The organism is Herbaspirillum lusitanum (assembly GCF_046025995.1).
GTDB classification, from domain to species: domain Bacteria; phylum Pseudomonadota; class Gammaproteobacteria; order Burkholderiales; family Burkholderiaceae_D; genus Herbaspirillum; species Herbaspirillum lusitanum_A.
Window position 1 is genome coordinate 1 of record NZ_JAQQFM010000021.1, and the last position, 7547, is coordinate 7547.

A 7547-nucleotide genomic window follows, 5' to 3' on the forward strand; every position below is an offset into this window, starting at 1 on the left:
TGCGACATTGGCCAGCGAGATGACGTAATTGCCGTGGTTCTGGAAGCAGGCTGGCAGCAGCCAAGACGGGGTCTTGTAGGCTTTGCTGGCGGAGAGAAAAAGAAAGCGGTCTTCGGAGACCGGCGTGTTGAGCGGCGCGCCCAGTTCTTTCCAGTCCGGAAACAGTTCGGTGATTGCGCGCGGATCCATCACTGCGCCCGACAGAATGTGGGCGCCGACCTCGCCGCCTTTTTCCAGCACGCAGACCGAAACTTCCTTGCCGGTCCCGGCCGCCAGTTGCTTGATGCGGATCGCCGCCGACAACCCGGCCGGACCGCCGCCGACCACCACCACGTCGTATTCCATCGCTTCGCGCGGACCGTATTGCGCGAGCAGGTCTTGTGTTTGAGTCATGAGTGTCTCGTCATATTTATGGGAAAGCTGTTTTCGAACGATCGTGCTATTGTTAAGTATTTTTCGATGATGCGCTAGTAGATAGTCGTATTTTTGTGAAATACCTTGGTCTATCCTGAGCACGCATCATGGCTGCAGGTTTGCGCGATGCAGCGTATTTTATTGGATTTTGACCCTGCTCTTAATGCTGATATGTGCTGGGCCGATAACAGAATGTTAAGCAAGACTTGGCAAACGGCCAACGTAAAAGCCGAAAATGGCCCGTGCAATGGGATGATGCAGGCGATTTTCGCCGCTGAACGGGGTTTGCGCAGGTGGGAATTCAGCGCTGAGGTGCCGATGAAAGTTCACCGATACATCGCACAGTAGTAGACCGGCGCTGTCCGCAGCATAGGACTCAACACGATGAACAAGATGGTAAATAAGATGGCCGATAACACGAACGAAAGGACAGGCAATGAGCAGTGAAACGAGCAGGAAACATCCGGCCGGCAGCCACGGCAAGCTGATCTATACCGCGAAAATGCCGGTGCGCTGGGGCGACATGGATGCGCTGGGTCATGTCAACAACACGGTCTATTTCCGCTTCATGGAGCAGTGCCGCATCGAATGGCTGGAAGAGGCCGTGACCGGCTCCATGAGCGGCGGGCAGGGGCCGGTGATCGTCAACGCCAACTGCACCTTCCTGCGCCAGCTCAAGTATCCGGCCGACATCGTGGTCGAGATGTATGCCGGCGCGCTGGGCCGCACGAGTGTGGAAACTACTTATGTCATCAAGGGCGCCTCCGATCCGGAGATCATCTATGCTGAGGGCGGCGCGAAGATCGTCTGGGTCGACTTTGCAAAAGAAAAATCGACGCCCTTGCCCGAAGCGCTCTGCCAACTCCTGACAGGCTTGTAAGTTTCGAGAAAGGTAGATGCGACAGAATCAGCCCGACACTTCCACGACAACCCGGCCGACCACAATCAAGAGCCAGGGTGGAAGTGAATGAGTTAGCCCGCCATAAGATGTGCTAGCCAACATAATTAAACCCCTGGAGGAAGACATGACATACAAGACACAAGCCTTGGTAGCCGCTGCATTGATGAGCCTGGCGCTGAGCAGCCAGGCAGCCGATCCGATCAAGATCGGCGTATCCGGCCCGTTCACAGGCGGTTCCGCTCCGATGGGCGCTTCGATGCGCGACGGCGTCAAGCTGGCCGTGGCCGACATCAACGCCGCCGGCGGCGTGCTGGGTCGTCAGCTGCAAGTGGTGGAGCGCGACGACGAAGCCAAGAACGAGCGCGGCGTGCAGATCGCGCAGGAACTGATCAACAAGGAAAAAGTGGTCGCCACCGTCGGCTTCATCAATACCGGTGTGGCACTGGCCTCGCAACGCTTCTATCAGGAAGCCAAGATCCCGGTCATCAACAACGTCGCCACCGGCAGCGTGATCACCAAGCAGTTCGAAAAGGACAAGGACAACTACATCTTCCGCACCTCGGCCAGCGATCAGATCCAGGCCAAGATGCTGGCTGACGAAGCGGTCGACAAGCAGAAGTACACCAAGGTTGCAATTCTGGCCGACTCCACCAACTACGGCCAGCTCGGCCGTGAAGATCTGGAAAAGGTGCTGGCCTCCAAGAAGGTCACCCCGGTCGCCATCGAAAAATACAACATCAAAGACGTCGACATGACCGCGCAACTGCTGAAGTCGAAGCAGGGCGGCGCGCAGGTGGTGCTGACCTACGGCATCGGCCCGGAACTGGCGCAGATTGCCAACGGCATGGAAAAGCTGAACTGGCACGTGCCTATCATCGGCAGCTGGCCGCTGTCGATGGGTAACTTCATCGACAACTCCGGCAAGAACGGCAACGGCGCCCGCATGCCGCAGACCTTCATTCAGGACGGCAACACGCCCAAGCGCAAGGCCTTCATCGAAGCCTATCAAAAGGCTTACAAGGTCGATCGCATGCCATCGGCCGTGTCCGCTGCGCAAGGCTATGACTCTATCTATCTGCTGGCCGCCGCCATCAAGCAAGCCGGCAGTACCGACGGCGAGAAAGTGCGCGCCGCGCTGGAAAATCTGAATACCAAAGTGGAAGGCGTCGTGACCACCTACGACAAGCCATTCACCCACGACGATCACGAAGCCATCAAACCGTCCATGGTCGTCATGGGCGAAGTTAAAAACGGCCGCGTCGTCCTCGGTAAATAAGATCTGACCGACATCAACTGGTCATAAAAAGATAAAGGCCAGTCCTTGCGATCCGGGGACTGGCCTTTTTCGCAGAGTCGCGGGAGGGGTTGTCGTTTGCAGGCCGGCATGGCGCCGGAGCGGAGCAGGCCAGGGCAGGGCGTATCAGCGTTGATAGCGTCGCCTGCGCTGCGCCGCATCTCAGCCATCCGTTCGCCGTCAGGCCGCAAGCGCTGATCTCATTCGTACTCAACCTGCCACACGGCGGCAGCCGCTTCTTGGGTATACACAATGGACATTCTGTTACAGCTGGTCTTCAGCGGCATCGCGCTAGGCATGATCTACGCGGTGATCGCCTTCGGTTATCAACTCACTTTCGCCACCTCCGGCACACTGAACTTCGGTCAGGGCGAAGCCCTGATGCTGGGCGCGCTGGTCGGCCTCAGCGTGGTCGGCAACATCCACGGCGGGCCTTATCTCAACTACTGGCTGATGATTCCCATCGTGCTGGTGTTCGGCGCATTGCAGGGCATGTTCGTCGAATGGATAGGCGTGCGTCCCGCGATCAAGATCAAGTCCGAATTCGGCTGGATCATGTCCACCATCGCACTCGCCATCATCTTCAAGAACGTCGCGGAAAACATCTGGGGCAAGGACGATCTGCCATTCCCCAGCCCGATCTCGGGCGCACCGTTCCAGATCTTCGGCGCCAACGTGCAACCGCTGCAGGTGCTGGTGGTGGTCGGCGCGCTGGCGATCATGCTGGCGGTGGAGATCTTCAACCGCAAGTCGATCTACGGCAAGGCGGTGGTCGCCACCTCCAACGACCGTGACGCCGCCGGCCTGATGGGCATCAACACCAGCATGGTGATCACCTTCTCGTACGCGCTGTCGTCGGCCACCGCCGCGTTCGCCGGCGTGCTGGTGGCGCCGCTGACGCTGACCGGCGCCACCATGGGCGCGGCGCTCGGCCTGAAGGCATTTGCGGTAGCGATCATTGGCGGTCTGACCTCGGGCATGGGCGCCATCGTCGGCGGCCTGATCCTCGGCATCGCCGAAACCGTCACCGGCTTCTACATCTCGACCGGCTACAAGGAAGTCCCCGGACTGCTGCTGCTGTTGCTGGTGCTGGCAGTCAAACCTGCAGGACTGTTCGGCAAAACTGCGATCAAGAAGGTCTGACACAATGAACAAGAAAATTCTGCTGCTGTCTTTGCTCGGCGTACTGGCGCTGGCCGGTGTGCCGCTGGTGGTGCACAACCCGTATTACCTGCACCTGATTGAAACCATTCTGATCTACGCGATCCTGCTGTTCGGCCTCGACATCGTGGTCGGTTACACCGGCCAGGTCTCGCTCGGCCATGCCGGCCTGTTCGGCATCGGCTCCTACACCACCGGCGTGTTCTACTTCAAGCTGGGCATGCCGTTTCTGGTGGCGATGCCGGCCAGCATCGCGGTGACCGCGGTATTCGGCGCGATCCTCGCTTTGCCTGCGCTGCGCGTGACCGGCCCGTATCTGGCGATGGTGACGCTGGCCTTCGGCACCATCATCCAGATCCTGATCAACGAGATGACCTTCCTCACCGAAGGCCCGCTCGGTATCAAGGTGCCCAAGCCGACTTTCGGCGGCGACAAGCTGAGCGAAGTGCAATTCTTCTATCTGGTCGCCGGGCTGATGGTGGTCGCCATGATCGTGGTGCATCGCATCCTCAAGTCCAACCTCGGACGCGCCTTCCAGGCGCTGCGCGACAGCCCGATCGCCTCGGACTGCATGGGCGTGTCGGTGTATCGCTACAAGGTCTATGCCTTCATCATCAGCGCCGCGCTGGCCGGTCTGTCGGGGTGCCTGTACGCGTATTCGGAAGAGTACATCTCGCCCAATACCTATAATTTCGAGCTGACCATTCTGTTCCTGCTGGCGGTGATCATGGGCGGCCGCAAGTCGCGCATCGGTTCACTGATCGGCGCCATGATCGTGGTCATGCTGCCCAGTCTGCTGTCGGACATCGAACTGTTCCGCCAGATTGCCACCGTCGCCGCCGTCATCGTGGTGCTGGGGGCGATTGCCTCGGTGGTCAAGAAGACCAAGACACCGCGCGAAATCATGGTGCCGGTGATCGCCGTGGTGCTGATGGCCGCCTTCGCCTTCAAGCTGGAAAACATCACCGACTGGCGTCTCACCATCTTTGGTCTGATGACGTTGTTCGTGGTGTATTACCTGCAGGACGGCATCGTCGGTTTCTGCCGCAGCCTGTTCGGCCGCATGCTGAGCAAGCCGCAGCCGCTGGCGCAGCAGATCAGCGGCGACAAGACCGAAGCGGTGATCACCACCGCTGCCGTCAAGGACGACGGCGCCACGCTGCTCAAGGTCAATCAGATCCTGATGCAGTTCGGCGGCCTCAAGGCGCTCAACAAGGTCGATCTCGATGTGCGCAAGGGCACCGTACATGGCCTGATCGGGCCGAATGGTTCCGGCAAGAGCACCATGATGAATGTGCTTACCGGCATCTATCGTCCGACCGATGGCTCGGTGGAATACGATGGTCGCCAGATCTCCGGATCGACGCCTGCCACCATCGCGCTGGGCGGCGTCGCGCGTACATTCCAGAATGTGCAGCTGTTCGGTGAAATGAGCGCCACTGAAAACGTGCTGGTCGGCCTGCATCACACCTTCAACAGCAACGTGGTTGACGTGATGGTGAACACGCCGCGCTACACCCGCGAAGAGCGCGCCGCGCGCGAACGCGCCGCCGCGATTCTGGAGTTTGTCGGCCTGGCCAATCTGGCCAACGAAGAAGCGCGCAATCTGCCTTACGGCAAACAGCGCCTGCTGGAAATCGGTCGCGCGCTCGGCCTCAATCCCAGCCTGCTGCTGCTCGACGAGCCGGCCGCCGGCCTCACTGCGCCCGACATCAAGGAGCTGATCGCCATCATCCGCAAGATCCGCGAAGCCGGCATCACCATCATTTTGATCGAACACCACATGGACGTCGTCATGTCCATCTGCGACACCGTCACCGTGCTCGACTTCGGCCAGAAGATTTCCGAAGGCAAGCCGGCGCAGGTGCAGGCCGACCCCAAGGTCATCGAAGCCTACCTCGGCGGCGGCGCCGCAGAACCCAACAAGGCGGGGGCATAACATGTTGACCATCACCAATCTGCAAGCCGCCTACGGCAAGGTCGAAGTGCTGCACGGCATTTCGATGGACGTGCCCAAAGGCAAGGTCGTGACCCTGATCGGCTCCAACGGCGCCGGCAAGACCACCACCATGCGCGCCATCTCCGGCATGATCAAACCGAAGGGCGGCGAAGTCATGCTGGGCGGCAAAAACGTCACCGGCCTCGACTCGCACAAGATCGCTCGCGCCGGCCTTGCGCACTCGCCAGAAGGGCGCCGCGTGTTCGCCACCATGAGCGTCACCGACAACCTGCTGCTGGGCGCCTTTCCGCGTTTCACACGGGCGCGACCCAAGGGCGACATCGCGCACGATCTGGAGCGGGCGCTGGAACTCTTCCCGCGCCTCAAGGAAAGACAGACGCAACTGGCCGGCACGCTCTCCGGCGGCGAACAGCAGATGCTAGCCATGGCGCGCGCCGTCATGCTCAACCCGGAAGTGATTTTGCTGGACGAACCATCGATGGGCCTGGCGCCGATTCTGGTGGAAGAAGTGTTCCGCATCATCTCGCGTCTGAAAGAGCAGGGCGTCACCATGCTGCTGGTCGAGCAATTCGCCGCCGCCGCGCTCAACGTCGCGGACTACGGTTATGTGCTGGAAAACGGCAAGATCTCAGTCCACGGTCCCGCCGACAAACTGCAGAACGACCCGGCGGTGAAAGCCGCCTACCTGGGCGGAGGCGCGGGCCACTGAGACCGAAGAAGCTGAACACCCAGCGCAAGAATACTCAGACGCGCGCACCGCGAAAGCGGCCACGCGCCGGGTATATTAAGGAGGAGCGATACCTCTGACACCTGATTAAGGTGCGCCGTTGGCGCACCTTTTCTTTTTATGTACAGCAAGAAAAGAACGGGATGGCCGGAGATTGATTCCAATTTGCTGCCTGTATATGGCACTCACTACCTAAATCCACACTATGCATTGCGGCTACGCCTGCTTCTGCCACATTGGAAATGCCCGCTAACAGGCCAGGCACGATGAGAGTTTCTGCGTAACCAGATTTGGCCAGACTAAAAGCAGATCGAATTATTTTTTCAGTACGCTGGTTTTCAGTCATCAATAAACTCGACCGAACGAAGAAGCTCGAAAAGCTGAGGGAGAATGTTTGTTTCTGGTTTGCTCAGGCGCATTGCAGGCCCATTGCCACAAACTGCCTTGGGTGGGCGTAGCAAGCAGAAATACATTTCACGATCTCGTGTTTTTGGGTCTCCGTTAATATCATCTACCGTGACTGCATAGCCTTGGCTGTTCACTGCTTGTATCTGGTAAACCTTCGTTTTTTTCTCCAGCAGCCTGCGATCGCGTTTGTTTCCTGAAAAATGGGTTTCCCAAATGCCTGTCCTGGTATTCAATTTCACCCAGCTTTCATTGACAAGCTTTTCCTCCGAACTGTAACAATCCATTTTCAATGGATGTTTGGTCGTCAGATAGGTGAAATCGTCCACTTCACTGGATATCGAGTCGGTAAATTGAACACGACACGACCCATAGTGGACACCAGTCAATCCTTTCATCTCGTTTGCGACTTGCTCATTGCGAATGATTTCGCGCTTGATGCTTTTAGGGAATGCCACCGCCTGAACCGAGACTAATAGTAAGAAAATCGATGAAATGCGGAAACGTAAAATGTTCGTTCTCATGGCTTTTCGTAGTTGGAGAAAACTAGTGTCTATAAACAGCCAGCTTTGATAAGACTGAAAATAGATACGCTAATTTTTCTGTATGCCGAGTTTTAGTCATCAATAAACTCGACTGAGCGAAGAATTTCCATTGCGAATGGAAGAACATCGGATTTTGGCTC

7 protein-coding genes are annotated in these 7547 nt (G+C 58.1%); 5 read left to right on the top strand and 2 right to left on the bottom strand.

The window, feature by feature from the left end; genetic code table 11:
* Positions 1-393 (bottom strand): NAD(P)/FAD-dependent oxidoreductase (locus PQR62_RS25425; RefSeq protein ID WP_408160874.1); only part of this gene is annotated, 393 nt, incomplete at its 3' end.
* 523 nt (positions 394-916) lie between these two features.
* Between PQR62_RS25425 and PQR62_RS25430 the strand changes: the two genes are divergently transcribed.
* From PQR62_RS25430 to PQR62_RS25450, 5 genes are all read left to right on the top strand, one after another.
* A complete protein-coding gene (locus tag PQR62_RS25430) occupies positions 917-1294 on the top strand; it encodes an acyl-CoA thioesterase (protein ID WP_408160880.1) in 378 nt (125 codons plus the stop codon).
* A 145-nt stretch (positions 1295-1439) separates the two neighbouring features.
* The gene (locus PQR62_RS25435; protein ID WP_408160875.1) at positions 1440-2591 is read left to right on the top strand and encodes an ABC transporter substrate-binding protein; all 1152 of its coding nucleotides are present in this window, start codon (positions 1440-1442) and stop codon (positions 2589-2591) included.
* Between the two features lie 270 nt (positions 2592-2861).
* A complete protein-coding gene (locus PQR62_RS25440; RefSeq protein ID WP_408160876.1) occupies positions 2862-3752 on the top strand; it encodes a branched-chain amino acid ABC transporter permease in 891 nt (296 codons plus the stop codon).
* 4 nt (positions 3753-3756) lie between these two features.
* The gene (locus PQR62_RS25445; RefSeq protein WP_408160877.1) at positions 3757-5709 is read left to right on the top strand and encodes a branched-chain amino acid ABC transporter ATP-binding protein/permease; all 1953 of its coding nucleotides are present in this window, start codon (positions 3757-3759) and stop codon (positions 5707-5709) included.
* Position 5710: 1 nt separating this feature from the next.
* Positions 5711-6439: an ABC transporter ATP-binding protein gene (locus tag PQR62_RS25450; RefSeq protein WP_408160878.1), complete on the top strand. Its 729-nt coding sequence runs from the start codon at positions 5711-5713 to the stop codon at positions 6437-6439.
* A 356-nt stretch (positions 6440-6795) separates the two neighbouring features.
* Here the strand turns inward: PQR62_RS25450 and PQR62_RS25455 are convergent, their stop codons facing one another.
* Positions 6796-7386, bottom strand: coding sequence for a hypothetical protein (locus tag PQR62_RS25455; RefSeq protein ID WP_408160879.1), 591 nt, complete (start codon positions 7384-7386; stop codon positions 6796-6798).
* Positions 7387-7547 lie beyond the last annotated feature (161 nt).

Excerpts from the sequence above, each read along its gene's own strand:
- PQR62_RS25430 (WP_408160880.1), top strand. The coding sequence starts at position 917 with ATGCCGGTGCGCTGGGGCGACATGGATGCGCTGGGTCATGTCAACAAC.
- PQR62_RS25435 (WP_408160875.1), top strand. The coding sequence starts at position 1,440 with ATGACATACAAGACACAAGCCTTGGTAGCCGCTGCATTGATGAGCCTG.
- PQR62_RS25440 (WP_408160876.1), top strand. The coding sequence starts at position 2,862 with ATGGACATTCTGTTACAGCTGGTCTTCAGCGGCATCGCGCTAGGCATG.
- PQR62_RS25445 (WP_408160877.1), top strand. The coding sequence starts at position 3,757 with ATGAACAAGAAAATTCTGCTGCTGTCTTTGCTCGGCGTACTGGCGCTG.
- PQR62_RS25450 (WP_408160878.1), top strand. The coding sequence starts at position 5,711 with ATGTTGACCATCACCAATCTGCAAGCCGCCTACGGCAAGGTCGAAGTG.
- PQR62_RS25455 (WP_408160879.1), bottom strand. The coding sequence starts at position 7,386 with ATGAGAACGAACATTTTACGTTTCCGCATTTCATCGATTTTCTTACTA.